A 25,211-nucleotide genomic window follows, 5' to 3' on the forward strand; every position below is an offset into this window, starting at 1 on the left:
CAAACCCTCGAAGATAAATTTCTTAAGATAACAGGAGGGTCTGGAATTGCGTAGAATGCTTAATTTAATTCAAAATGAGAACATGAAGATCTATCACCAGATGAGTACCTACATTATGTTGGGTCTATTGATCGTAGTGGTTATTGCCGGCGGTTTTATTTCCACAAATGGTGGACCAGGACAACAAGCTACAACAAACTCAGATTGGCGAACAAAGCTTACTGAGGAGAACACTAATCTTCAAGCATCTTTGCAACAGTCGCAGGGTATTGTAGCAGAAGAAAGTAGTGCCCAAATTGAGAAAATTATTGAAACTAACAATTACCGCCTTGAGCATAATTTGCCTCCGGAGTATGGAGTATGGGGGTTTGTAACGGAGTTTTCCGTTTTAGTAGAGTTAGTCTCCTTGTTCGTAATTATTATTGCCGCAGGGATCGTCGCTGGAGAATTTAATACTGGAACCATAAAACTATTGTTGATCAGACCAATAAAACGATGGAAGGTTTTGTTATCGAAATACATAGCCGTTTTATTGTTTGCTTTCGTTGCGCTGATCCTTCTTTTCGTTGCGACATTTGTAGTAGGTGGAATATTTCACAGCTTTAGTGGCTTAAATCAACCTTATCTTGGCTATAAGAATGGAAATGTGACTGAAGTAAATATGCTGTGGCATATTTTCATAAACTATGCCTATGCATGCGTTAATTTGCTGATGATGGTTACTTTCGCATTTATGATTTCCGCGGTTTTCCGTAACAATACCTTAGCAGTAGGGATTTCCTTGTTTTTGATGTTTACGGGTACTATACTGGTAAGTTTGCTTAGCAAATATAGCTGGGTGAAATATATCCTCTTTGCCAATATAAATTTGACAGTCTACACAGATGGAACTCCCGTCGTTAAAGGGATGACGATGACCTTCTCTTTGATGGTACTGGCGGTCTATTTTATAGTCTTCAATCTCATCTCTTGGTATGTTTTTATGAAAAGAGATGTAGCGACTTAAATTCTTACATTACTACTCTTTGGGGCTCATCGGAAGGAAAGCCTAAGCCAGAGTCTGGCCTGCTTTCGAGGCAGCCTCAAAGATTCTCACAAAAATGCTGATACGCATATCAACTAAATTTTTATTGCATAAAGGATATAGTATACTATCTATAACTATATGCAAGGAGGTGTTTTGTATGGCTACAGCAGAGGGAAGTAAAACGGCTGTATCAATATAAGCTTGCAACTTATCAAAGTGACTTTGTACCATCTACTCAATTAATTGAAGAATCCCTTGTATTAAGTCATGCTGAAATAATCAGAGTATGTGAAGATGCTATTAAGGATTCTATCTTGGATGATCATAAAATAACACAATCCAAGATGCTGAACCTAGTTAAAGAGAGATTAACGTTATATTCTGGAAAGGAGGCGTAACGGTTGTCGGTTGAAAAGAAGAATATATTTTTGCATGACACAAACACATCCATTCCGTATATTTCTCGCTCAATGCCAGGTGGGAAAAATTATCCTCAACGAGAAAATAGTAAGGCCCATGCTACGTTTATTGAGAGAAAATTGAACGAATGCTACGAGCGTTCAGCAGAACTAACTTATAACGACTATCCTGATGAGTACGACGCATAATTAATTAATGACAACAATTATAAGTATACAGGCAACACTGGGCAAAATTGACATGAGAAAAGAGGATTTACCATGGCAGAAATAAAATACGAAATCAAAGAAACAATCGGAGTCCTATCGGAATCTGCAAAAGGCTGGTCGAAAGAACTAAACCTTGTTAGTTGGAATGATAATGCTCCAAAGTATGACATCCGAGAATGGTCACCTGACCATACGAAGATGGGGAAGGGCGTAACGCTCACCAAGGAGGAAATGAAGAAGTTGAGGGATTTGCTGGCTGGTTTGAATTTTATAAAGTAGTTGAGCATATAAAACCGCGTGTGGTGGCCTAAAACAAGTGAAACAGCCAATGCTCGTGGGTCTGCAAATATATTTATAATAGTTATTACCGTGTATAAAAGGGCTCATTTATTAGTGGCCCCAAAAAGAACGAATCGTTGCCATACCCCTTTATGCGTCAGAAGCAATAAGAGCTACCTATAGTTAGCCAAATTTTAATCCATGTATAAATGGAAATTTATACAAAATAGCTATATTCCATAGATACTACTACTTGAAGGCCATGGTCCTATTGTACTACCTCCATAAGTTGCAGTATGACTCCCACTCAAGTCCCAGTTTTGTCCCCCCGATGGATTCGTAGCAAATACCGGACATTGTGAATAAGTAGTGCTAAAGTCACCATTACTATTATTGTTTATAAGGGTGCCATCCATATATAACCAGCCACGTTCTGTAATTGAATCAGCCTTCACATCACAACCCGTAACGACATAACCCTGTATTTGAGAACTAGTATGATTAATGACACAATAATAAGAAATTATGTTCCAAGCATAGGCGGCTGATGAACATAATAATACAAATGCTAGCGTTAATGTAATAACTAACCCTTTTTTTTCATTATTTTGTCTCCTTAACTATATGATCAATTTTCACTGGTTCCTTTTTTGATATATCAAATTTTGTTAGAGAGATAGTCCCATCAGCATGCTTTATCGCTATTGAAGCTATATTGTTTCCTTCGAGAAAATATATTGGAATTTTATCACCGGGTACGAAAGTCTTATTATCTGTCAATATACCAAGAGCAATTAATAGTTTGGATCTTACATCGGCACTCTCTTTTGCAATTTTATCATTAAACACATCGCTATCATAAAGAACCTTTACATTATTTGTATTAATATCAAAGGTTTCTATTGCCAAGTCTTTCACGTTTGTCTCTACTTCGATTAATTTGCTGCCTTTTTTGACTATATCATTAGAAAAAGCACTAGTATTAAATGTGACCAATAATGTAATTGTTAAAGCTAATACTCCCCCAATTATAGTTAAGAAATATTTCTTTTTATTCATTTGTGAACCGCCTTTCATTTAGTTAATTAATCTAACACTCTTTTGTAAATATTTGGAAAGACCCACCTCCAACGTTTTAATAGGATTATATCCAAATGGCTGGGGAAAAATATTTATTATTTACGCTAAATTGTCTGTATATAGCATTCCTCCCTACTTTGCTTGTTTGATTTCCCCCCTTCAATATATAGAGGGGGTGACCTTGTCAAAAGGTTACATGAATTTCATTGTTTTCTAAAATTATTTGGTAAGATTAAAAAGAGGCATGAACCAGTCTCCTTTGCTAACCTTCTCTAATACAAATTACTATACTATAATCAAAATATTTTTACACCGAATATCATACTGCAAGATACCACAATTAGTTTGTGGTCAACTTAAATCGCATTAAAACAAATGGTCCCCGCTACCTTTCTATATCCACCAACTGATTTGTTAAATTCGCTACTTAAAGACTAAATGATTTCTAGTTCTACTTTGGTTCCCTTTGAGTCCTATAACCAGCATTTCGTAAAGTCCATCCAAACATTATTCTCCATTTTCGTTCAAATTCATCTTTGAGAGTTAATTTACCTGTTTTCATATTCGAGTTTTTTGGCTCTCGCAGAGTGTTTTTGTTCGAAAGCCCAAAGTCCGTTTTCCTCTCGCTCACGTTGATTTACTATGGCGTTTGTTTCGGGTTTTCCTATTCGGGTCTCGTCTAGTCCTTGTGGAGTGGCTAGTTGCCAACCTGAGCATACCCCCCATAGGATTGTATATTAAGAGAAGGATGTGTATGCCCGTTTATAAACTCCTTATAAACAGTAGGGATTTATTCCTTGAAGAATTTAATGAAGAAATATTTAATGTATTGGTTGAGAAGATAGAGTTCACACCAAACGCACTTAGTTTTTGAATGGGATGAGTGTGGAGTAAATAGTGGATTAAAAGTAGAGGGGAATTTCATCAGAGAAATTAATTCTAAAAACACTTAGCTCCCTGTTGGTTCAAATTACCTTCTCGACCCCGGCACAGTCAAAGTTTAGATCTGCATCCCTTGATATGACAGGGTTAATTATTAAACACATACATTTAACAAAGCCTTGCTTTGAAGGTTTTTAGTAAAGAGGAGATAAAAGGGGAAATGTAGAATAGTTTAGGAGAATCAAGAGAAAAAGTGGATTCTAAAATAGATCAAGATGATGTTTCCATTGAATGTAGTTTTATACCTTATAAGGGGAGAGGTTCTTATGAATTCAACGACTAAATCAAAGTTGCAAATCGATATTGTAAACGTAGGACATGGGGACTGTATAATAATTACATGGAGAAATAATTTTAATCAAGAAAATTGGCACTGCATTATTGATTCAGGTGATGGATCTACTACTGCAAACACATCTATAGATAAAATAATTATAAAAAGAAAAATTAAAAAGTTTGATTTAGCGATTTTGACACACTTTGATTCGGACCATATAGGAGGCTTTTCTAATATTATAGATAAAGTTAAGGTTTTGAGATATTGGTCACCTTATACACCTGCTTTTGAAAAATATTTATGGTTATTTGGGCAGAGAGGTATCAATGCCATAAAAAGAGCTAAATCTATTGAAGAAAAATTATTAAAACAAAATGCCCTTATCGAATCTCCTGTTGAAGGTTGTATGTTATCTCCAACGGATGGTCTAAAGATTACTGTTCTTTCACCTCCAATTAAAATTTTTGAAAAATTATTAGAAGAAAAAGACATAGAAAGTTTATTTGGACAATATCCAACTTTTTTAGGTGATCTAGTTATTGATAATAATGATATAGACTTAGAGCAAGATCAAAGGTTGCTTGTACAAAGTATGTATTCTAGACTTTTCAAAGGAATGATTAGAAGAAATTTAGTTGAAGAAAATAAAGAAATTAATAATGATAGTACACAAATAAATTTAGGCAAAATAGATATAGATAAACAATTAATTTGCAATAAAATGAAGGTTGAACCTGAATTTTTTGGGAATAATGTGTTAAATGATACAAGCCTTGTTTTTAAAATAGATTGTTTTATAGAAAAAAAGTGGTTTAGCATGTTATTCCCTGGTGATTTAGAAAATTGGTTATATTTAATTGCTAAACATTCAAATATACTTAAATCTGATTTTTATAAGGCTAGTCACCATGGTAGTAAAGCATACGTAGGTAATGATGAAGCATACGATGAAGTAATTCAAACAATTAGACCCAATATTACAGTTGTTAGTGCTAATGGGAAACATAAATTACCAAGGATAAAAACACGTAATTCATTAATTAGATGGTCTACAAACGTATTCTGTACCCAAAATCGATGCAATGAATATTTTAACATTGATGGTTCATTAGCTTCTTCTGGTAATAACTCTTGTTTTGACTTTTATAAATGTAAATCTAAGGAAGGAAGTATTTGTTTTAAACTAGAGCAAAATAAAATTTCAGTAAATTCTCAATCTTGTTATGGAACTTATTCAGTAAATAACTATCCGGTAATTCAATTCCAACAGCATTTAATTCCAGATGATAGTATTTTAACAAGATTAACTGAAAATGAAATTATTCAACAAACGAAATGGGTTTTAAATAAATTAAAAGTAATTCATGAGGAAAGAAAGAAAGGTCTAAAAGACTTGGGATCCGAAGCTGTAACCTCTAGTGAAATCTACTCAATTTCACTTCAAGAAAATAGAAATTTAGTCCAGAAACAAATAGACCAAATTTTTGAATATGGTTATAGTAATAACTATTTATGGGCAAGCAACGAAAGAGGTAGGTGGCAGAAAGCTTATTCAACGCCTGGAAAAGATGATATTAGAGTAATGTGGAATATTATTAAACGAGCTGATATTTTATTATTAAACATAAAGGAATTGCAAAAAGGTATATCATCCAACATTCTAAACGCAAGCAAGGATTTACTTTCTGAATATATTGAAAAACAAACGGCATTTCCCAAAGAGTTAGTTGAAACTTATTGTTGGCCGTTATTAATTAAAACAATTATTCGTAATTATGAATGTTTTGGACTTACATATACTACATATAAATCTGCTTATGTATGGCTCTTACTGGTTAAATATGATAAAGATTATGGTACAATCATGGCAGATATGCTCTCTGATTTTAAAACAACTTTTAACTTAAATGATGACTACTTTTACCTTAATGAAGATCAAAAGTTCTATGAATACTCTAAAAGTTTTATAAATGAAGGTAACATAATTAGAATTTGTAGTTCATTAAGGAATGACTATAATAATAAGAAATCTCCAGAAAAGTTGGCTATTTCTAATATCTTTGAAATTCTAAATAATAAGCGTGAAGTAAAAATTGTTAGACTAGAGTAGTTTTTTTAAAAGTAATTGTCTTTAGTTAGTTCATAAGAAAGTTATTATATTCCTTTTAGCATATTATTCATAAAGCGGGGAATGGTCTCCCATGGCTTCTGCGCTGAAGTTCAGTTTTAGCTGAAAAAGTCATTCGCAAGAGATAAATAAAATGGGGCTGAAACAACATGATCAAGTTGTTTCAGCCCCATAATTCATATGAGAACATTTGCAGTTAGGTGAGAACTAATTTCATGGCTTGCTCAATATTAAAGCATAAATAACATTTCTGCATACGTAGGAAGCGGCCAGAGTTCTGAATCAATAATCGTCTCAAGTTTATCTCCGTCAATCCTGAGAGCTCCCATGGCTTTAAAGACTACATCTCGGTAATTAACGGCTTGCTCATAGGCATCTGTCAGAGACGCAGCTTCCTGAGTAACGGTTTCAAGGGTGGTTAAATTTGTTTTAAGGGAAACCAAAGTTGCGCAGAGGTCGATCAAGAGGCCTTCTTGGACAGATACATCGACAGCACTTGAAGCGGATTTTATGGCATTGATTGAACTAGCTAATTCAGTGGAATATTTGACGGCGGCAGGAATAATTTTATGCTTAGCCATGTCAATCATGGTTAAAGCCTCAATGTTAATTTGTTTAGAATATTGCTCTAAGCTGATTTCATAGCGGGATTCTAATTCTATTTTATTCAGAACTTGATGTTTTTCATAGAGTTCAATGGTGGACTCCCGTAGCAGAACTCGTGCGGAATCAACAGTTGAAGTGATATTGGGAAGTCCGCGTTTTGTTGCTTCTTCAACCCATTCTTCAGAATAGCCGTTACCATCAAAGAGGATTCGATGATGCTTAGTAGCTGTTTCCTTAAGCAACTCCAGGAGGGCTTGATCGAAGTCTGTTGCTTTTTCGAGGCGATCTGCAAATTGGGAGAAGACTTCAGCAAATATAGTATTGAGTACTACGTTTGGACCTGAGATGGATTGAGAAGATGCTACCATTCTGAATTCAAATTTGTTGCCGGTAAAAGCGAAGGGGGAAGTGCGATTGCGGTCTGTAGAGTCTTTACGGAAGGCGGGCAGGGTGATTACACCGCTGGCTAATCTCTCCCCTTGAAGGGAACGAGTGACTTCCCCATTTTGCAACTGCTTAAAGATATCTGAGAGTTGTTCGCCTAGGAAAACAGAGATGATGGCTGGAGGGGCTTCGTTTGCACCAAGTCTGTGGTCATTCCCAGGAGTGGCTGCTGAAAATCTCAGTAATTCTGCATAATCATCAACAGCTTTAATGATAGCACATAAAATCGTTAGGAATTGCAAGTTTTCATGGGGAGTCTTACCGGGATCCAAGAGGTTAAGTCCATCGTTGGTGGACATTGACCAGTTGTTGTGTTTGCCGGACCCATTGACTCCAGCAAAGGGTTTTTCATGAAGCAAGCAAACCATGTCATGACGCAGGGCAACTTTTTTCATGGTATCCATGACAATTTGGTTGTGGTCAGTGGCAATATTTGTTGTTCCAAATATAGGAGCCAACTCAAATTGTCCCGGAGCCACCTCGTTATGTTGAGTTTTGGCAAGAACGCCCAGCTTCCATAAATCAATATTTAAGTCATGCATAAAGGCAGCTACCCGAGCTTTTAAACTACCGAAGTAATGATCTTCAAGTTCTTGCCCCTTTGCTGACATCGCTCCGAAAAGAGTCCGGCCTGTGAGCATAAGGTCCATACGTTGGTCGAAGAATTTCTTGTCAACGAGAAAATACTCTTGCTCTGCACCGACTGTGCTGGTGACACGGGTAGAGGTGGTATTGCCAAAGAGTCGTAATAAACGCAAAGCTTGTGTAGAGAGGGTTTGCATAGAGCGCAAGAGAGGGGTTTTTTTGTCGAGAGCTTCACCGGTGTATGAACAGAAGGCTGTTGGAATACATAAGGTTAAAACACCGCCATCTTCTTTAAGAAAGGCTGGAGATGTACAGTCCCAAGCAGTATAACCTCTTGCTTCAAACGTAGCGCGAATCCCGCCACTTGGGAAGGACGATGCATCCGGCTCACCCTTTATTAATTCTTTACCGGAAAACTCCATAACCACGCGGCCATCTTGGGTAGGAGAGATGAAAGAATCATGCTTTTCCGCAGTGATTCCGGTCATAGGTTGAAACCAATGGGTAAAATGGGTTGCTCCCTTTTCAATGGCCCAATCTTTCATACTGTTGGCCACAACTTCAGCTACATCAGGGTCTAGAGGGAGCCCCTCTTCAATTGTATTGCGTAAAGATTTGTAAGTAGCTTTTGGTAAACGCTCTCTCATTATTGCGTCATTAAAGACGTTTTCCCCAAAAATATCCATTGATCATTGCCTCCTTTTAGTTTTAGCTTTTTTGTAAAAAACAAAAAAACGCTCCCCTCAAAGATTATACAATAAATCTTCAAAGAGCGTCATTGCTCTATTTGAATATGATATAAACTTAACATTTTATTGAACCGTTGACAAGAGAAAATTTTATATGTATACAGTATAAAATTTGAAGAGATTACAGGGCATAAACAGAAGGTATTTTGACTGAATTAACGAATTAATATGTATATTCAGAAATATTAAAGAAAGGAGAGCGGTTCTTGAAAGTACCTCATTTAAAATTGGGAACGAAAATTGCGATCCTCTCCTTTATTCTGGTTTTACTGTCTGTGGTATTAGCCGGAGTGGTTATAGTCAACCGTATTTCAAGTAAGATGGAACAAGAGATTGGACATAGGGCTATGGCAATCTCTCGTACTGTGGCTCAATTACAGGAAGTTCAAGAAAATCTAAATAAGCAAGAGGGCTCTAAGTGGATTCAACCACTTGCTGAGCGAATACGCATTGCAACCGGAGTTGAATATATTGTGATCTTTAATATGGAAAGAATGCGTTATTCTCATCCGTATTTAGATCGGATAGGAACTGTTTTTAATGATGGAGATGAGGGACCATCCTTAGAAAGAAAGGAATATCTTTCTCAGGCGGTTGGGGTAATGGGCCCATCAATACGTGCGTTTGTACCGGTTCTGACGGATGAAGGAACCCGACAGGTTGGAGTAGTAGCGGTGGGAATTCTCGTGCCGACAATTAGAGATATAGTGGGTACATTAAGAATCCAACTTTATTCTTCGTTGTTAGTAGGATTAGCCCTTGGAATCATAGGCTCATTTTATTTAGCGAGAAACATAAAAAAGAATATGTTTTCCCTTGAACCTAATGAGATTGCCAGGATACTAGAGGAACGTGTGGCTATTTTCCAAGCCATGGATGAAGGGGTCGTAGCATTAGATATCGAAAACCGCATTACGGTGATTAATGATAAAGCTTATCGAATAGCCGGTATAAATAGAAAGGTTCTGGGAGTTCGTTTAGATGATTTGGAAGTACTTTGTGTTCTTGCTGACCTTCTGGAAGCAAACGGTTCTTCGGAAACCACGGAACTGCTCCTTAATCAAACCTGGGTTCTTATTAATTTTCTCAAGGTGAAGGTTAACGATCAGATCGTAGGGCATGTCATTACAATTAAAGACAAAACAGAAGTGCGTAAAATGGCTGAGGAATTAACGGGAGTTAAGACCTTTATAGAAGCCTTAAGAGTCCAAAATCATGAGTCATTAAATAAATTGCACACTATTTCAGGGCTGATTCAGCTAAATAAGGCTCAAGAAGCTATGGATTACGTTTACAAAGTGACTGAGGAACAACAAGAAGTTACGAGATTCTTAAGCCATAAGGTGAAACATCCAAGTGTGGCGGGCTTACTTTTAGGAAAATATAACCGTGGTAAAGAACTTAAAGTTGACGTTTTCTTTGAGCAGGATTCCTGCTTAGGGGAGTTGCCTGAGACCTTGGATGCTAACTCGCTAACAATTATCTTAGGGAACTTACTGGAAAATGCCATGGAAGCGGTGGTGGGAAAGGCCTTATGTGAAGTGCACTGTCGTATCAAACAGGAGGAGACAGAATTGATTCTTAGCATCGAGGATACGGGGGGAGGGATAACTCCAGAGAACCAAGCTAAGATATTTCAGTGGGGGTTTTCAACAAAGGGAACCGGAAATCGAGGAATTGGTCTGCCTTTAGTTAAACAGACCATCGAAAGGCTTGGAGGTACCCTGGATTTGGAGTCAGGAAGCTGGGGTACGCGCTTTGGAGTGAAGATCCCTCTTAATTATTCTCCAAAGTTTTAGTGACGGTAGGAACACTTAATTTGAAGTTCGTTAGGAGGGGGACAAAAATGAATCCTATTGACTTAGTCTTAGTTGAAGATGATCCTATGGTAATGGAGGTCAATGAAGGATTTATTAAAAGAATCGGTGGATTTCGAATTTGTGGTAAAGCAAAAACAGGGAAGCGAGCACTGGAAATTATTCAAGAGCTGCGGCCTCGCTTAGTCATTTTAGATATTTACCTGCCTGACTTCAATGGAATTCAGATTCTTCGAGAGGTACGGCGTCAAGGAATTCCCACAGATATTATCCTAATCACTGCAGCTCAAGATGTTGCAACAGTTCAAGCAGGTTTGCGTTTTGGAGTTGTGGACTATATCATAAAACCCTTTAAATTTGAACGGATCAATACAGCCTTAAACAATTATCGAACTTACTCGGAGCAATTTAGAAATCGGGGAGAAATGAATCAAGAGGATCTGGACAGGTTGATTAAAATTCTCCCTAGTCAGGAAAATCCATCTAATCGGATCAGGGAGGAATTACCTAAGGGATTGAGAGAAATTACCCTTCAACAAGTTTATAACTTTCTTAAAGAGAGCCGTGTAGGGCTGTCGGCGGAGGGGGTGGCTGAAGGGGTTGGGTTGGCGCGAGTTACAGCACGCAGGTATCTAGAGTATCTGGAAAAGAATGAGAGAGTTATACTGGAAACTCAATATGGATCGGTAGGCAGGCCTATCAACAAATATAAAATTGTACTTTAGGTACAATTTTATTATTTTGACCAATAAGACCATAAATATCAAAAGGACCTAAAGTATTGTGAATTATCAGAATATAAAATAAACTAAAAACATTCAAACTAATAAGCGTGAAGGGATCGTACCATATGGCTAGAAAGAGCTGGATTTGCTTAATGATGATCCTTTTTCTGGGATTATCAGGTTGCAGTAATAGGATTGTAGATGGGCAGCAAGTCAATAAGGAAGAAAAAATAGTCATTAAGTTCTCACATGTTGTTGAGGAAAATACGCCTAAGGGACTGGCCGCCATACGCTTTGCTCAGCTCATTAAGGAACGGTCAGGGTGCTCCATTGAAGTTCAAGTTTTTCCGAACTCCCAATTATTTAAAGATGGCGAAGAATTTGAGGCTTTAAGTAGGGGAGATGTACAAATGATTGCTCCTGCCACCTCTAAGATGTCCCAACTATTTCCTCAGTGGCAGATATGGGATCTTCCGTATTTGTTTTCTGATCTTGAAAGTGTTCATCAAATAATGGACGGTCCCCTGGGAAAAACCTTACTTGAGCAGTTAGAAGAGAAAAATATGCGTGGACTGGCCATGTGGGATAACGGCTTTAAACATCTGACTAATAACATTCATCCAATTATCAAACTCAGTGATTTTAAAGGCTTAAGGTTTAGAGTTATGTCTCCGGGGATTTTGCAGGAACAATTTTTTAATTTTGGAGCAAGTGCTATTATTCTTCCCTTTAATGATGTTTATGAGGCCTTAAGAGAAGGCAGCGTGGAAGGTCAAGAAAATACTATATCCAATATTTACACAAAAAAATTCAGCGAAGTTCAGAAATATTTAACCCTCAGTCAACATGGTTTTATGGGATACGCCGTAATCGTGAATGCGGATTTTTGGGATCAACTGCCAACTCAAGCACGTGAAGTTATAGAAAAAACTATGTCAGAAGTAACACTTTGGGAAAGAGAGACAGCGAAAGAATTAGACGAAGAACAATTAGAAGAAATTAAAAAAATGAAAGGGCTCAATATTTACTCTTTAACCCCTCGGGAGAAAATGATTTGGAGAAAAGACTTCTCCTCTGTTTATACCAAATTTGAAAAGGAAAATGGGTCGGAATTTCTTACCGAAGTAAAGAAATTAAGTAAAGAAATGGAGTGAGCCGAAAGAGAATATTTTCAAAATGAGATTGGGAGGTGAGGCTGAGAACGGAACATGGAAATTCAGGTAATGGCTGTATGAATAAAATAAGAGGGGGAGAGAAAATGTTTAGAAAAAAACCAATCGCTTTAGCGTTAAGCACTGTCCTAGTCTTAACACTTTCTTTAGTTGGATGTGGAGGAAAACCCGCAGCTACCGGTGGGGATAAAGAAGTAAAGCCGATCATCGTTAAATTTGCTCATGTTGTGACTCCTGACACCCCAAAGGGGCAGGCAGCTTTAAAGTTTAAGGAGTTAGCAGAACAAAAAACCAATGGAAAAGTAATAGTCGAAGTATATCCTTCATCTCAGCTCTATGGAGATAAGGAGGAATTGGAGGCAGCTCAGTCAGGTAATGTGCAAATCATTGCACCATCAGTTACAAAATTAGTCGGGTTGAACCCCAAATTCCAATATACTGATCTTCCGTTCTTATTCCCAAATAATGAAGCTGTTTATAAATTCTTTGCTTCAGATCAAATGAAAGGACTCATGAATTCCTTAGATAAATACAATCTGCAAGGGTTAGCTGTCTGGCCAAATGGCTTCAAGCAATTTACCAATAATAAGCGTCCATTAGTAAGCCCGGAAGATTTTAAAGGTTTAAAGTTCAGAACTCAAGCGGGAAAAGTTTTGGAAGCTCAGTTTAAATCCTTAGGAGCAGGTTCTGCAACCATTGCTTTTGGGGAAACCTATGCTGCCCTGCAACAAGGCACGGTGGACGGACAAGAGAATACCTTTAATAACATTGATACTCAGAAATACCAAGAAACTCAAAAGTATCTTACCGTCACAAATCATGGTCGGCTCGATTATATGATCATTGTCAATAAGAGTTTTTGGTCAGGACTAGAGCCGGATATCCGCAAAGCATTAGATGATTCCATGGCTGAAGCAACTAAATATGCAGTTGAACAAGCAGAACTTCTTGATAAAAAAAGTATGGATAACCTAAAAAATAGTGGAAAAATGCAGTTCACAGAGCTAACACCTGCTCAACTGGGAGTTTTCCAAGAAACTATGAAACCAGTTTATGCCCAATTTGAAAGTGTCCTCAGCAAAGAGTTAATCGACGCTGCCATTAAAGCCGGACAGAAATAAGTCAAGTCTCTTCCAAATTAAAGGGATAATGAGGGTTCTTCTTGCAAGAACCCTCATTATATCAAAAGAAGTACGAGTATAATTGCATAGATTGAGGTGAATGAATATGAGAAAGTTTTGGCGAGTCTTTGAATTCCTGGAGGACATCGTTTCTGGGGGCCTGCTTTCGGTTGGTGTTACGATGATTTTCTACGGGGTTATCATGCGCTATGTGTTTAATGATGCGCGTTCTTGGGTTGATGAGATTTCTCAATACACGATTATCTGGGGGACCTTAATTGGAACCAGTGTAGCTTTGCGCAATGATCATCACATTAAGGTAGATATGCTATTTAATGTCTTGTCGAAAAGGGTGCAGTACTATGTAACTTTGTTTGCGCATACGGTTGGAATCACCTTTAGTCTTTTCCTTTGGTTTTATGGCTTTAAATTGGTCTCGTTCACCCACAATACAGGGCAAGTATCTACGGACGTAGGAATTCCTCTGTATATGGTTTACAGCATTCTTCCGCTGACTGGAGCGCTTTTAACGTTTCGCTTTGTAATCAAACTATATGAAGCTGCACGTAATACCGGCGGGGCCGGTAAAGTGGCGGAAAGGATGTAATAAAATGTTAGTAGCGTTATTGTTTATACTTTTCGTTGTTTTCTTTTTATTGAACGTTCCTATTGCCATAAGCTTGGCAATGTCCACAATTGCGCTTATTGTCACTACGGAAACCTTTAATCTAATGATGATTCCTCAACGGATGTTCGCTGGACTGAATTCGGCGACATTAATGGCGATACCAGGCTACATTCTAGCAGGAGTTTTAATGTCTCGCGGGGGAGTCTCAAAATACTTGATTGAGAGTTTGCGGTCTTGGATTGGGCATTTACCCGGAGGTTTATCCGTAGTTACTATTTTAGCATGTATGATTTTTGCAGCGATATCCGGATCGAGTCCTGCGACTGCGGCGGCCATCGGGGCTATAATGCTTCCGGCTATGGTGGCAGGCGGTTATCCAAAACGCTATGCAATGGGACTGATTGCAGCCGCCGGGACACTCGGTATTTTGATTCCTCCCAGCATTCCTTTAATTGTTTATGGTGTTACAGCTGATGAATCAATCGGAAAGCTGTTTATGGCTGGAGTAGTACCCGGCTTGATTTTAGGTAGTATTCTGGTAGTTTCCGCCATAATCTATGCCAAGAAGCATAACTATGGTCACGGTCGAAAATACACTTGGTCTGAACGGTGGAAGGCCTCTCTAAAGGCCATACCTGCGGCCCTGTTACCTGTGGTTATTTTAGGAAGTATATACTCGGGAATTTGTACCCCGACAGAAGCAGCGGTGGTTGCCGTCTTCTACACTCTGGTTGTTTCCATCTTCATTTACCGAGAACTTCACTTTAAAGACATTCGTGGAATTTTAAGGGAAACAATTAATACATCTTCGATGATCTTTCTGATCATCGCCGCAGCTTTAGTCTTTGCACTCTATTTAACAAATAATCAAATACCTAATAAAGTCGCTGATTGGATAAGTGATGCAAATCTAAATATTTTGATGTTTTTTTTGGTCACTCAACTGGTTTTCTTTATAATGGGCACTTTCTTAGAAGCAGTATCGGTTATCTTAATTACTTTGCCAATCTTATTGCCGATTATTAAGCAATTAGGCATTGATCCGATTCATTTTGCTATTGTCATGACTGTGAATATGGAATTAGCGATGATCACTCCGCCTGTAGGCTTAAATCTATTTGTTGTCAGTTCAATGGCTAGGGAACCTTTGGGAGAAGTTGTTAGAGGAGTCATTCCTTTTATAGTTCTGATGATTGCCGCGATGATCCTGTTTGTTATTTTCCCCGAGCTGTCACTCTATATCCCACGTATATTAATGGATTAATTGTTATTCGCATAGATGCCTTATTTGAAGCTTTCGTTAGGCCGTCAGGCAATACAACAATTCTTATTACAGGAGAATCCGGTACTGGAAAAGAGTTGTTTGCTCACGCAATTCATGGCACAAGTTTGCGTCTTGACAAACCATTTATCAAGGTCAACTGTGCTGCTATTCCGGAAATACTGCTCGAGAGCGAGTTTTTTGGACATGAAAAGGGTGCATTTACAGGGGCGTTAAAAACAAAACTGGGAAAGATGGAGTTAGAAAGGGTAGGTGGGTCACAAACGATCAAAGTGGATGTTCGCGTAATTGCTGCAACTAATCGCAATTTGCTCCATTTAAAGTTGCAGATTTGGTTTGCATCAAAATTATACTACTTTAAAGTACAGCTGGAATCAGCTAAACAAAAGGATGAAAAAATTTTTACTAATAAAAATCAGAAAAGTTACTAAATTCTATCTATTTGGCACAGAGATTGCTATCTATAGATATAGAAGCAAAAACATAAATGGAGGATTAGACAAAGATGTTCACTCTACAGAAAAAATACTAGAATTACTCGGCAAATGACTTCGGAAGAGAGGATTGAGAATATGAGTACGACACAAAGTCCTTACCACTTTTTAATTCGAAGAGTTCACTCTATTTTAGGTTTGGTGCCAATAGGATTCTTTCTGACCTTTCACTTGATTCTTAATTTAACAGCCCTTGGGGGGGCGAAACAGTATGACCTGATTATAAGTACCATGCAAAGTTTCTCGGGGATTTTCATTATTGAACTTGTCGTCATATTTATACCTATCGCCGTGCATGCGATCTATGGAACATGGGTGGTCTATACCGGGCAGGTCAATATTTTAAGCTATAAATACGCCCGAAATTGGTTCTATATTATCCAGAGAATTTCTGGCCTTTACACTTTTGTCTTTGTAATTATTCATGTTTATCTTTTGCGTTTCGGAGAAGCAAATTTTTCAGCGTTGTCACAATTTTTGAGTCAGCCTCTGGGATTGCTCTTTTACGTTCTTGGCGTATTGTTCTCAATCTTTCATTTCACTAACGGTTTATGGGCTTTTGCGATTACATGGGGGTTGACCATTGGACCGCATTCACAGAAAGTTTGGTTATATACCTTAGGAGTTGTTTTCGTTCTCCTGTCTGCAATCGGAATGTCGGATATCTTTGCTTTTCTAAAATAATAGCAAATTGCTTAGACACCGGTATCAATATCATCTGCACAAAATTGACATGAAAGAGTGGAGGGTCAGGGGATGAGTAAAGTCATCGTAGTGGGAGGCGGCTTAGCAGGACTTATGGCCACGATTAAGATGGCCGAGGCTGGTACGCACGTCGACTTATTTTCTTTAGTGCCTGTCAAACGGTCGCATTCCGTTTGTGCCCAAGGGGGAATTAACGGAGCAGTCAATACCAAAGGTGAGGGAGACTCTACATGGAATCACTTTGATGACTCAATTTATGGAGGTGACTTTCTCGCTAATCAACCGCCCGTAAAAGCCATGTGCGATGAAGCGCCAGGAATTATCCATTTGATGGACAGAATGGGAGTGATGTTTAGTCGAACGTCTGAGGGGCTTCTTGATTTTCGACGTTTTGGTGGAACAAAGTTTTGTCGGACAGCCTTTGCCGGGGCTACAACTGGTCAGCAGCTTCTCTATGCCCTCGATGAGCAAGTTCGACGTTATGAGGTTGAAGGATTGGTTCAAAAATACGAACACTGGGAATTACTCTCGGTTGTGCTTGATGAAGGGGATTGCAAAGGGATCGTTGCTCAAAATCTGCGAGATATGGGCATTGAATCATTTGCGTCTGACGCCGTGATCATTGCTACCGGAGGCCCGGGAGCGGTCTTTGGCAAAAGCACAAATTCCACAATTTGTACCGGAAGTGCAGTTTCAGCATTATATCAACAAGGAGTGAAGTACGCGAACGGTGAGTTTATCCAAATTCACCCCACTGCTATACCGGGTGATGACAAGCTTAGGCTAATGTCTGAATCTGCTCGCGGAGAAGGTGGACGGGTATGGACTTATAAAGACGGGAAACCATGGTATTTCCTTGAGGAAATGTTTCCGGCTTACGGAAATTTGGTTCCAAGGGATATTGCGACACGTGCGATTTACGAAGTGGTCTTCGACAAGGGGCTTGGTATTAATGGCGAAAATATGGTTTATCTGGATCTGTCCCACATTGATCCCCACCGTCTGCAACTTAAGTTGGGTGGTATCCTGGAAATCTATGAGAAGTTTGTTGGGGATGATCCGAAGAAAGTGCCTATGCGTATTTTTCCGGCAGTTCACTACTCTATGGGCGGTCTTTGGGTGGATTATGACCAGATGACAAATATTCCGGGACTTTTTGCTGCTGGGGAATGTGAATACCAATATCATGGTGCAAACCGTCTTGGGGCTAACTCGTTACTTTCCGCTATCTACGGAGGTATGGTAGCCGGTCCGAAGGTGATGGAATATATTAAGAACAATAATAAAAAACAGACTCCCAGCATTCATGAGCCGGCGTTTCAGAAAGAAAAGAAACGTCAAGTTGATCAATGGGCTAAGATACAGGTTATGAAGGGCCCGGAAAACCCTTATCTTCTTCATAAAGAACTCGGAGATATTATGACTCTGAACGTGACTGTCGTACGTTATAACGAAAAATTAGCTGAAACAGACGCTGTCCTGCAGAGTCTCATGAAACGTTGGCATAATATCGGAAGAAGTGACAACATCGAATGGGGAACCCAGGAAGGAACGTTTATTCGCCAACTTTGGAACATGCTGGAATTAGCCAGAGTCATAACCTTAGGAGCTTTAAACCGTAATGAGAGCAGAGGGGCTCACTATAAGCCGGATTATCCGGAAAGAGATGATAAAAACTGGTTGAAAACAACCATTGCTACGTGGACAACGAGCGGCCCGGAACTAAGTTATGAACCGGTTGATGTCTCATTGATTCCGTTGCGTGCCCGTCGTTACGATATTGATAAATAGGAGGGGTTTAAGATGGCTGAGCAAAAAACTATTCGTTTGAAAATCCGCCGCCAGGACGGCCCGAATAAACCCTTCCATTGGGAAGAGTTCGAAATAGCCTATCGTGAAAAGTCGAATGTAATTTCTTGTTTAATGGAGATTCAGAAAAACCCGGTTACCGCATCGGGTAAAAAGACGACCCCGGTGGTTTGGGAATGTAACTGTCTGGAGGAAGTTTGCGGAGCGTGTACCATGAATATTAACGGACAGGGCAAGCAGGCGTGTTCTGCGTTGGTAGACCAACTTGACCAGCCGATTGTGCTTGAACCGTTAACCAAATTTCCCTTAGTACGCGATCTAATGGTTGACAGGCAGATCATGTTCGATCACTTGAAAACAGTTCATGCTTGGATACCCATTGATGGGACCTATAATTTGGGCTCAGGCCCTAGGATGCCAGAAGTCAAGCGACAGTGGGCCTATGAATTATCCAAGTGTATGACCTGCGGTTGCTGTATGGAAGCCTGTCCACAAGTCAACTCACGTTCTAAGTTTATAGGTCCGTCTGCTATTTCTCAAGTTCGTTTATTTAATACCCATCCTACGGGTGAAATGAATAAACATGAAAGATTGGCGGCTTTGCTGGATGAAGGTGGAATCGCCGATTGCGGCAATTCGCAAAACTGTGTACGTGCCTGTCCAAAGGAGATACCCCTGACAACCAGCTTGGCAGACTTAAATCGTGAAACTAATAAATTTGCTCTTGATCAATGGTTAAGAAAGTGATATTTTAAGAATATAGTAATATTTTTAGTAAAATTCAGAATTTTAATTTACCTACTTAATATACTAGTAGTATAAAATGGATAGCTTCGATCAATTCTAAGTTAAATGCTAGATTATTGAAAAGGAGATTTTGAGTCTATGAAAACTCTGCCAGAAGAACCCTTTGCTAATCAAAATGATTTGAGTTCCGCAGAAGCATGGTCAAGAATGTCATTCAGTGATGAAGAGCGCAATGTCCAACAAGATAATCTAAGTTTATTTGGCCCATGTTGCGCCAATGGGTGTCAATATTGTCGTCCAAATTGTCACGAGCAGCCTGATAGATCAAATTACTTTTGATAATGGATTTTCATAAGCATTAGTCATTCAGATCCAGAAAAGAATGTTTTTATAGATACAAATACTTGGGATTAGCCTCTAGGCTAATCCTTTTTGCCTTATAACCTGTTTTCAGGCAAATGTAACACTTATACGATTATAATGATATGTAAATAAGACATACTACCTTTGGCAGCTGAATTATTTTGCACCATGAGCCCCCTTTCGCTATAATGAATGGGAATACATGGTGTGTCTTTAAATGCCTAAGAATTAGAATGGTATATTGCATGAGGGAAAGGAAACTAACAATGATTGAAATTGGGAAATTTTATAAACTTAAGATTGCAAACTTTACATCCTTCGGTGCCTATTTAGATGCGGGTACAGGCGTGAGGCACGATAATATCTTGTTGCCGATTAAACAATTACCGGAGGGTGCTAAAGAGGGAGATGAATTAGAGGTTTTCATGTATCGGGATTCTGAAGAACGATTAATCGCCACGACTAGAAAACCGCTGGCCAAATTAGGGGATTTAGCCTACCTTAAGGTCAACGCCAAGACAAAAATCGGAGCCTTTTTAGATTGGGGTTTAGAGAGAGGATTGTTTCTGCCTTTTAAGGAACAGAAATATCCCATTGAAGTAGGAAAAAGTTATTTAGTAAAAGTTTATTTAGATAAGAGTCAGAGACTAAGTGCTACGACGGAAATTTATGAGTATCTCAGTGCAAGTACGCCTTATCAAAAGGACGATAAAGTTGTTGGTACGGTCTACTCCGTAAATCCCGAAATTGGGGCTTTTGTTGCTGTAGATAATAAGTACATGGGACTTATCCCTCTTAATGAGTACTTCGCAGAACTAAAAGAAGGAGATCAAGTAGAGGCTCGAGTGATCCGAGTTCGAGAGGATGGCAAGCTTGACCTGTCTCCGAGAGAACTTTCCCATATCCAGATGGGATCAGATACCGTGAAGATCCTGCAAGGAATTAAAGATCACGATGGATTTTTAGCACTTAATGATAAAAGCAGTCCCATCGAAATCCAAAGTCGTCTTAACATGAGTAAGGCAGCCTTCAAAAGAGCTTTAGGTAAACTTCTCAAGGAGAACAAAGTGATCCAGACAGAAGATGGTCTGAAAAAATTACCTAACCGATAGGAGAATAGGGTCTGTTTCGAGAGGTGTTTCATACATATCGGTTGAGAGAAGTTGAGATTATGAAAATTATCGTCGATGCTGATGCTTGCCCGAAGGCAGTATTACAGATTTGCCAGAGGTTGGCCGGTGATTATGCTATCCCTGTCTGGACCGTAGCCAGTTTTAACCATAACATTGTATCTGACAACCATATTGTTGTAGGTAACTCTTCACAAGAGGCAGACATTCGGGTTATAAATATTGCGCAAAAGGGAGATGTAGCAGTTACTCAGGATTGGGGTCTGGCAGCCATGTTATTGGGGAAAGGGGTAAAGTGTTTAAATCCTATAGGAAGAGAGTTTAACCCTTCTACTATTGAGTTTTTACTGGAGGAACGAGAGGCCAAAGCGAAATTCCGCAGAAGCGGGGGCAGAACGAAAGGTCCCAAAAAAAGAATGCCTGAAAATGATCTGCAATTTGAAAGCTGTCTGCTGGCAGTACTTAAATCAAGCTTTACTGGCGATGGGCAAGAACTTTAACTCTAGAATGTTGCAAAAGACTTTGCACTTTTGGTAAAATTTGATTAAACTATGGATAGAGGCTCGACTCGTCGGTGCCCCTGTATATTTAAACAACGATGGAGGTAAACAATGAGTACCGCAGTAGAAACAAAGGAATTCCAAACAGAAATCAGACAATTATTGGACATTGTTATTCATTCTCTTTATACTGATCGCGAGATTTTCTTAAGAGAGCTTATTTCCAATGCTGCCGATGCTATGGAGAAGCTTCGTTACACGCAGTTAACAGGACCTGAGGTTAAGGATAAAGACGCAGTGTTAGAAATCCATATCGATACGGATGATAACTCTCATACATTAACCATAACGGATACAGGAATTGGAATGACCAGAGAAGAGTTAGTTGAGAATTTAGGAACTATTGCTCATTCGGGGTCAAAGGAATTTATTAAACATTTAAGTGCTAAAGGGGATCAAAAGGATCTTAACCTCATTGGGCAATTCGGAGTTGGTTTTTATTCAGCCTTTATGGTGGCAGATAAAGTGACGATTTACACACGCTCATATCATCAAGAGGGTGAAAGCTTTACCTGGGAATCTGACGGTGTCGGAAGTTATACAATTACTGAAGGGGAGGAGCGCGTCAGAGGAACCAAGATGGTTCTCCACCTGAAGGAGGATGCCTATGACTTTGCCAAGGAAGAAACTATTAAACGAGTCATTAAGCAATACTCCAGTTTTGTACCTTATCCGATCATGGTCAATGAGCAGAAGGTAAATACGGTTGACGCCCTTTGGACCAAAAATAAAAGTGAGATTTTAGACAATGACTACAATGAATTCTATAAGTTCATTGCTAATGCCCATGACGAACCACTCCTTCGATTGCATTTTTCTTCAGATGCTCCTTTAAATATAAATACCTTATTATTCGTTCCGAAGGAGAATCTCGAACAATTTGGTTTTGGACGAACGGAGCCTGGGGTAAGCCTCTATTGCAAAAAAGTTCTCATTCAAGAAAAGTCCCCACTGGTTTTGCCTGAATGGTTGCGTTTTTTAAGAGGGGTAATAGACAGTGAAGAATTGCCCCTTAATATTTCAAGAGAAACAATGCAAGACAGTGCCTTGATCAGTAAGCTGAACAAAGTCGTTACAAGTCGCTTCCTTAAATTTCTGGACGGGCAATCGACGTCAGAGCCGGAGAAGTTCAAAGAATTTTGGGAGAAATTCAACTTCTTCATTAAAGAAGGGGCTGCCAATGATTATACTCATCAAAAAGATCTGGTTAAACTATTACGCTTTGAGTCTTCCAACACACAGGCTGGGGAACTAGTATCTCTGGCTGATTACACAGGCCGGATGAAAGAAGATCAATCAGCAATCTACTATGTCAATGGTCCATCACGTGAAGTTATTGAGTCTGGCCCCTATCTGGAAGTATTCCGGAACAAAGGGATTGAAGTCATATATACGTATGCAGCTATTGACGACTATATCTTTGGAGCAATCAGAGAATTTGAGGGTAAAAGACTTATTTCTGCAGATGAAGCAGATTTGAATTTAGGTGATACCGAAGAGCAGGATAGAAGTGAAGAAGCTCTTTCGAAAGAAGAAGTCTCGAACCTTACCAGTTGGCTCAAAGAAGTATTAGGGAGTAAGGTAACTGATGTGCGAGAGTCGAAGCGCTTAGTTGACAGTCCGGCAGTAGTGCTCAGCCCGTATGGCACAAACAGTATGCAACGGATGATGCAAATGATGAATAAGGATCTTAATAATGTAGGCCCCAGTGTCTTAGAAATCAATGCAGCACATGCCATGATTAAGCGCTTAGATACTGCTCGTAAAAATGAAGACGCTTTTGCTAAAATTGCAGCAGAGCAGATATTCGAAAATGCTCAAATCGCCGCAGGACTTATCGTTGATCCCAGAGGGATGGTAAATCGTCTCAATGAGATCCTGGAACGTGCCTTAGGATAAGATAAACGCTGTCCAAGGACGGCGAGTTAATAAGAAAGAGCTACATAATTCCGTAGCTCTTTCTTATTAATGATCGCAATACGATTATCTAATTGATCTATAAGAAATAAGAATTTTACAAGCTAAGTAAAATTACTTAGACTGATAGTGATAATAAGAACAAATGCCTTTCTCAGACTTTGGTTTACTGACCCCTTTGTTAAAGAATTTAACGATAAAGGAGGATGCGCTCATATTTATGAGTAGAGGGTAGCCATAGTTAAAAGGAGAGATAGGACACCATTTATGTGAAAACGTTCTCAGGATAGGTCGATGTTGAACAGAGCTTCATTCAACATCGACTGAATTGTGTTACAAAGGCGTATTAAATGGTGGATTTGAACGTTCCTGGTAGAAAAGACAGAATGGATTTTGCTATTTAAACTACAAGGAGTGGTCAAAATTGGACGTAAAGTTTATTGGAATATTCAATGAGAAAAAATCCGCCATTTCGAGTCGGTGGTTAGATGCAATGATAGCATCCTATCCCAATGACAACTCAGGGTTTTTGATGAATCAAAAGGACAGGTTTGCAAACCCGGTTGGTTACACATTTACAATAGGGATTGAAGGCATCATTGAGGTACTCGTTAAAGGAGAAGACTTTTCGGAAAGCGTATCATTCCTCGAGGATATTATTAAGGTCAGGGCAATTCAGGATTTTACACCCGCAAAGGCAATGGCTTTTGTCTTCCAGCTCAAAACAATAGTTCGAGAAGAACTTGGAAAGGAAATAAGGCAGAACCAGATCTATGATGCGTTATTGGATTTTGAATCAAAGATTGACGATCTGGCGCTAACTGCCTTTGATATATATGTGAAATACCGAGAACAGATCTATGAACTGAGGACAGATGAGCTAAAACGAATGACCTTTTCACTGTTAAAGAAAGCGAATTTAATGTCCGAGATTCCAGATCAAGAATTTGAACACAAAGACCAAAAATAAAGGAAGGAGGTCGTAGAGTGAAAGTCTTGTTTTCTTTCCTCGCAGTCATTTTACTCATTCTAGTCGCCACCATGGGAGCGTTTATTACAAATTTGCATTATGTCTTTGGTATTATTATCCCGTATTTAGCCTTTGCCATGTTTGTAGGTGGATTTATTTACCGAGTTGTTAAATGGGGTCGGTCTCCAGTACCGTTTCGTATTCCTACAACCATTGGTCAGCAAAAATCTCTTCCTTGGATTAAGCAAAATAAGATTGAGAACCCCACAAGTGCCTTTGGTGTTATTGTCAGAATGGCTATGGAAGTCCTCTTTTTTCGCTCGCTGTTCCGTAATACTAAGACTGAATTAAGGGAAGGGCAGAATGGCCCTGAACTATCCTACGGTTCGGCAAAATGGCTTTGGTTAGGCAGTTTGTTCTTTCACTGGTCGTTCCTCATAATCATTATCAGGCATCTTAGATTTTTCTTAGAACCTATTCCGTTTGCGGTGCAAATTCTTGAGAGTGTTGACGGAATGTTACAAATCGGGTTGCCCGCCATTTATCTAACAGATGTTTTTATTTTAGTCGCAGTTACCTATCTGTTCCTCAGAAGAATTATTGTTCCACAGGTGAAATACATCTCACTTCCTGCAGATTTCTTTCCGCTGTTTATGATTATGAGCATAGCAATCTCAGGGGTCTTGATGCGTTACTTCTATAAAGTAGATCTTGTTGCTGTTAAGCAATTAGCAATTGGATTAGCTACTTTTCAACCGGTGCTTCCAACAGGAATCGGGCCTATGTTTTTCATTCATATCTTCTTAGTCAGTATTCTCTTTGCCTATTTCCCAATGAGTAAGTTAATGCACATGGGCGGGATTTTCATGAGCCCAACGCGCAACATGATTAGTAACAATCGTATGGTCAGACACATTAATCCCTGGAATCACGAAGTAGAAGTTCATACTTATGAACAGTATGAAGACGAGTACAGGGAAAAAATGAAAAAAGCTGGTATACCGGTAGAAAAGGAGTGATCGTGG

At 39.0% G+C, this 25,211-nt stretch carries 21 protein-coding genes and 1 pseudogene; 20 read left to right on the forward strand and 2 right to left on the reverse strand.

The features are described from left to right. Window positions 1-55: 55 nt before the first annotated feature. From BUB11_RS19380 to BUB11_RS19395, 3 genes are all read left to right on the forward strand, one after another. Window positions 56-1,006 (forward strand): ABC transporter permease, encoded by a 951-nt coding sequence (locus BUB11_RS19380; protein ID WP_073031659.1) that lies wholly within the window; start codon window positions 56-58, stop codon window positions 1,004-1,006. A gap of 422 nt (window positions 1,007-1,428) precedes the next feature. Next, the gene (locus BUB11_RS19390) at window positions 1,429-1,635 is read left to right on the forward strand and encodes a hypothetical protein (protein WP_073031478.1); all 207 of its coding nucleotides are present in this window, start codon (window positions 1,429-1,431) and stop codon (window positions 1,633-1,635) included. A gap of 72 nt (window positions 1,636-1,707) precedes the next feature. Then, window positions 1,708-1,935 carry a YdbC family protein gene (locus BUB11_RS19395; RefSeq protein ID WP_073031479.1) on the forward strand — a complete coding sequence of 76 codons (228 nt, stop codon included), beginning with the start codon at window positions 1,708-1,710 and terminating at the stop codon, window positions 1,933-1,935. Between the two features lie 603 nt (window positions 1,936-2,538). Here the strand turns inward: BUB11_RS19395 and BUB11_RS19400 are convergent. After that, window positions 2,539-2,994, reverse strand: coding sequence for a hypothetical protein (locus tag BUB11_RS19400; RefSeq protein ID WP_073031481.1), 456 nt, complete (start codon window positions 2,992-2,994; stop codon window positions 2,539-2,541). A 709-nt stretch (window positions 2,995-3,703) separates the two neighbouring features. On the opposite strand from BUB11_RS19400, the gene BUB11_RS28060 reads away from it, so the two are divergent. Together BUB11_RS28060 and BUB11_RS19405 are read left to right on the forward strand one after the other, a co-directional pair. Then, a complete protein-coding gene (locus tag BUB11_RS28060) occupies window positions 3,704-3,889 on the forward strand; it encodes a hypothetical protein (RefSeq protein ID WP_207650050.1) in 186 nt (61 codons plus the stop codon). Window positions 3,890-4,223: 334 nt separating this feature from the next. Then, entirely contained in the window at window positions 4,224-6,344 is a 2,121-nt protein-coding gene (locus BUB11_RS19405; RefSeq protein WP_073031484.1) for a ComEC/Rec2 family competence protein, read from the forward strand. Between the two features lie 248 nt (window positions 6,345-6,592). Here the strand turns inward: BUB11_RS19405 and BUB11_RS19410 are convergent, their stop codons facing one another. Further along, the gene (locus BUB11_RS19410) at window positions 6,593-8,683 is read right to left on the reverse strand and encodes a glutamine synthetase III family protein (RefSeq protein ID WP_073031485.1); all 2,091 of its coding nucleotides are present in this window, start codon (window positions 8,681-8,683) and stop codon (window positions 6,593-6,595) included. Between the two features lie 269 nt (window positions 8,684-8,952). On the opposite strand from BUB11_RS19410, the gene BUB11_RS19415 reads away from it, so the two are divergent. From BUB11_RS19415 to dsrM, 15 genes and pseudogenes are all read left to right on the forward strand, one after another. Further along, window positions 8,953-10,545 carry an ATP-binding protein gene (locus BUB11_RS19415; protein ID WP_073031487.1) on the forward strand — a complete coding sequence of 531 codons (1,593 nt, stop codon included), beginning with the start codon at window positions 8,953-8,955 and terminating at the stop codon, window positions 10,543-10,545. A gap of 47 nt (window positions 10,546-10,592) precedes the next feature. After that, entirely contained in the window at window positions 10,593-11,288 is a 696-nt protein-coding gene (locus BUB11_RS19420) for a response regulator (RefSeq protein ID WP_073031489.1), read from the forward strand. Window positions 11,289-11,413: 125 nt separating this feature from the next. Continuing rightward, window positions 11,414-12,442: a DctP family TRAP transporter solute-binding subunit gene (locus BUB11_RS19425; RefSeq protein ID WP_073031491.1), complete on the forward strand. Its 1,029-nt coding sequence runs from the start codon at window positions 11,414-11,416 to the stop codon at window positions 12,440-12,442. A gap of 104 nt (window positions 12,443-12,546) precedes the next feature. Beyond that, window positions 12,547-13,581: a DctP family TRAP transporter solute-binding subunit gene (locus BUB11_RS19430; protein ID WP_073031493.1), complete on the forward strand. Its 1,035-nt coding sequence runs from the start codon at window positions 12,547-12,549 to the stop codon at window positions 13,579-13,581. Between the two features lie 106 nt (window positions 13,582-13,687). Further along, window positions 13,688-14,188, forward strand: a complete 501-nt coding sequence (locus tag BUB11_RS19435; protein ID WP_073031495.1) for a TRAP transporter small permease — start codon at window positions 13,688-13,690, stop codon at window positions 14,186-14,188. A gap of 4 nt (window positions 14,189-14,192) precedes the next feature. Beyond that, window positions 14,193-15,473: a TRAP transporter large permease gene (locus tag BUB11_RS19440; RefSeq protein ID WP_073031497.1), complete on the forward strand. Its 1,281-nt coding sequence runs from the start codon at window positions 14,193-14,195 to the stop codon at window positions 15,471-15,473. Between the two features lie 50 nt (window positions 15,474-15,523). Next, a pseudogene (locus BUB11_RS19445) lies at window positions 15,524-15,847 on the forward strand (sigma 54-interacting transcriptional regulator); the annotation flags it as partial. Window positions 15,848-16,063: 216 nt separating this feature from the next. Next, entirely contained in the window at window positions 16,064-16,669 is a 606-nt protein-coding gene (locus BUB11_RS19450) for a succinate dehydrogenase/fumarate reductase transmembrane subunit (protein ID WP_143187667.1), read from the forward strand. Between the two features lie 72 nt (window positions 16,670-16,741). Continuing rightward, window positions 16,742-18,481: a succinate dehydrogenase flavoprotein subunit gene (gene sdhA / locus BUB11_RS19455; protein ID WP_073031503.1), complete on the forward strand. Its 1,740-nt coding sequence runs from the start codon at window positions 16,742-16,744 to the stop codon at window positions 18,479-18,481. 12 nt (window positions 18,482-18,493) lie between these two features. Further along, on the forward strand, window positions 18,494-19,246 hold the full coding sequence (gene sdhB, locus BUB11_RS19460) for a succinate dehydrogenase iron-sulfur subunit (RefSeq protein WP_073031505.1): 753 nt from the start codon (window positions 18,494-18,496) through the stop codon (window positions 19,244-19,246). 629 nt (window positions 19,247-19,875) lie between these two features. Then, window positions 19,876-20,721 carry a CvfB family protein gene (locus BUB11_RS19470; protein ID WP_073031510.1) on the forward strand — a complete coding sequence of 282 codons (846 nt, stop codon included), beginning with the start codon at window positions 19,876-19,878 and terminating at the stop codon, window positions 20,719-20,721. A 59-nt stretch (window positions 20,722-20,780) separates the two neighbouring features. Continuing rightward, window positions 20,781-21,239 carry a YaiI/YqxD family protein gene (locus BUB11_RS19475; RefSeq protein WP_073031512.1) on the forward strand — a complete coding sequence of 153 codons (459 nt, stop codon included), beginning with the start codon at window positions 20,781-20,783 and terminating at the stop codon, window positions 21,237-21,239. Window positions 21,240-21,350: 111 nt separating this feature from the next. After that, complete coding sequence (gene htpG, locus BUB11_RS19480) at window positions 21,351-23,198, forward strand: molecular chaperone HtpG (RefSeq protein ID WP_073031515.1); 1,848 nt, start codon at window positions 21,351-21,353, stop codon at window positions 23,196-23,198. A gap of 442 nt (window positions 23,199-23,640) precedes the next feature. After that, the gene (locus BUB11_RS19485) at window positions 23,641-24,186 is read left to right on the forward strand and encodes an RsbRD N-terminal domain-containing protein (protein WP_073031518.1); all 546 of its coding nucleotides are present in this window, start codon (window positions 23,641-23,643) and stop codon (window positions 24,184-24,186) included. 17 nt (window positions 24,187-24,203) lie between these two features. Then, window positions 24,204-25,205, forward strand: coding sequence for a sulfate reduction electron transfer complex DsrMKJOP subunit DsrM (gene dsrM / locus BUB11_RS19490; RefSeq protein WP_073031521.1), 1,002 nt, complete (start codon window positions 24,204-24,206; stop codon window positions 25,203-25,205). Window positions 25,206-25,211: the final 6 nt, after the last annotated feature.

Origin of the sequence: Desulfosporosinus lacus DSM 15449 (assembly GCF_900129935.1) — a bacterium.
Classification (GTDB): Bacteria; Bacillota; Desulfitobacteriia; order Desulfitobacteriales; family Desulfitobacteriaceae; genus Desulfosporosinus; species Desulfosporosinus lacus.